The organism is Ferviditalea candida, assembly GCF_035282765.1.
GTDB classification, from domain to species: Bacteria; Bacillota; Bacilli; order Paenibacillales; family KCTC-25726; genus Ferviditalea; species Ferviditalea candida.
In genome coordinates this window covers 1-1442 of record NZ_JAYJLD010000095.1, presented here as the reverse complement: position 1 = coordinate 1442, position 1442 = coordinate 1, and the positions used below count along the sequence as shown (strand labels likewise).

At 41.0% G+C, this 1442-nt stretch carries 2 protein-coding genes; both read right to left on the bottom strand.

The genetic code is table 11. The annotated features are described in order from the left end of the window. Positions 1-98 precede the first annotated feature (98 nt). Positions 99-341: a DUF8617 domain-containing protein gene (locus tag VF724_RS21630; protein ID WP_503473106.1), complete on the bottom strand. Its 243-nt coding sequence runs from the start codon at positions 339-341 to the stop codon at positions 99-101. Positions 342-355: 14 nt separating this feature from the next. Further along, positions 356-1442, bottom strand: a 1087-nt coding sequence (locus VF724_RS21175) for an RHS repeat-associated core domain-containing protein (protein ID WP_371756220.1), incomplete at its 5' end; no start/stop codon positions are given.

Below are 1442 nucleotides of genomic sequence, written 5' to 3'. Positions count from 1 at the left end.
TTCGGCCCATTCGCACGGGAATTATCCACATGTTTACAAGCCTAACGCCTTCCACTTAGCAAGTATGCCCTGATATTATGGGCTTTCGAAATTCAGGATCAATTGTTTTCTAATGCATAGGTTTTCACAGGTTTTCCACTTTCCCAATCAAAGAAGTAAATCCGTTCACATTGTGGGCATTTCCATACGTCATATTTAGGGAACGGAATTGCTAGTGGGTCAATAGAATCGTTTTGAGTGATTGAATCCCATTCCCTATCAGTATAGACCCTTAACTCGATGTCATTCGGAGATTCGGTTGTAGATAAATGTTTGCCACACTTGCATAAAAAACCTGCCACTGTTTTCACCCTTCCTAAGGGAATGTAATTGTACCATCGTTTGTCCAAATTTCAACCTTACCCGGTAATGTTTTATCGGAATATGTTCCTTTAGCACGGTTGATTATTTGTTGGGCTTGTTCAGTACTAAGACCTGCTGACCTACCATCAATAATGACCGTTTCAGCCCCTTGTTTGAATCCTTTTTGAATACGAGTTATCCCTGTATTAATGTTAGGATTCTCAAGAGTTTTTAATTCCGTTTTAACACCATCAACGAGGAAGTCAGGCGTTTTTGAAGCAGTAGTCTTTGGAATGACCTCGACTGTCTTCCCTTGACTCACTAAATCATTAATTACAGTTTTTTCAGCACTGGTCAAGCCATCAAGAGAACCGACGACTTTACCCGTCCCCTCAGTAGTAGCCTTTGCACTCTCGTATGCTTCCTTTATTTTTCCTTTAGATTTATCAAACATTATTTTAGCAATGCGTGAACTTTGCTTGATGAATTTCGCTAAAGCACCTGGCACAACAACGAGAGCAGCTACATAACCCGATACTATACCTTCTTGTACTCCATATTGGTAAGCTTCTTCTGCAGAAGGATCACCATAAAGAATTTCTTCTTCATGGTTTAATTGATAAATAACCGCATTTCTCACTTCATCAGGAACCAAATATTTTAGATCTTCTAAAGTGATTTCATGATTCTTGATAGCTGTTATTAATCTTCCTATTGCTTCGTAAGTTTCCCTCTTAAACAAAGCCCCTACGCTTTTTACTGAATCTATACTTTGTTTCACGAATTCACTGGAAAATCCTACCGATTCCCCAGCTAATTCATACCACCACGCCTTAAACGACATATGCCCTGTCGGATCCACATAGTTCACGGGATTGTTGAAAGCATAGGCATACAAATGTAAACTAAGTGGGTTTTGGATTTCACCCCGATACGTATCCGCCGACAGGAATCTCCCGTTTCTCGGATCGTAATAACGGGCTTGCAGGTAATAATACTGAGTCTTGCGGTCCCAATAATAGCCCGCATAGCGATACGGATTCAGCTTCACCAGTTCCGTGGTGATGTCCTCTGTCGGTTCTTGTTCGACAGCGACGGTC